This is a genomic window from Vibrio sp. 378 (assembly GCF_033339435.1).
Genome location: NZ_JAWOUO010000562.1, coordinates 1 through 695 on the forward strand (window position 1 = coordinate 1; position 695 = coordinate 695).

A 695-nucleotide genomic window follows, 5' to 3' on the forward strand; every position below is an offset into this window, starting at 1 on the left:
CGACTATGTGTCTGTCATATTTACCAGCCTCAATGGTGGGCAGATGACCACCCAAGGAGATGCCAGTTCGGTAATTAACTATCAGATCTTTGGCGATTCAAGCCTTTCAGAAGAGTATGTTTTTGGCCAATTGTACACTTTCACAGACACCGACTTGTTAGATTTGTTGGGGCTGTTTGGAGACCAAGTTGAGTTCCCTCTTTATGCTCGGACGGGAGCTGGAAGTAACCTTTCGGCCGGAACTTATACTGACCAAATTATGGCGTCTTGGGATTGGAATTACTGCAAGGGCGTAGGTCTACCAGGAGTATGTATTATTCGGAATGAGGGGAGTGCTCAAAGTACTATTACGGTCGAGTTGGAAGTGACTCCCGACTGTATGATAACCGCGCCGGATATTGATTTTGGTTCATCCCCATTGGTGGCGGGCTTCGATCCCGTTAGTCAGGTTATATCGTTAACTTGTACCAAGAACAGTTCCTTCACCATTGGTTTAAACGATGGCGTAAATGCTTCAGGAGGCCAACGAAGGATGGCATCTGATGGTAACTATTTGGAATATGAAATCTATAAGTCTTCATCGACGGAGCGCTGGGGCTCGGCTGGTGCAGAGCGCCGCGAACAGAGCGATGTCGATACTGGCGATGCCATTCCAGATGGTATCACTCCACAGAACTACAATTATCGCGCACAGA

The 695-nt window shown here is 47.5% G+C and carries 1 protein-coding gene; it reads left to right on the top strand.

The window, feature by feature from the left end; genetic code table 11:
- Positions 1–43 precede the first annotated feature (43 nt).
- Positions 44–695: spore coat protein U domain-containing protein (locus tag R7Q48_RS27550; protein ID WP_318133452.1), on the top strand; the 652-nt coding region annotated here is incomplete at its 3' end.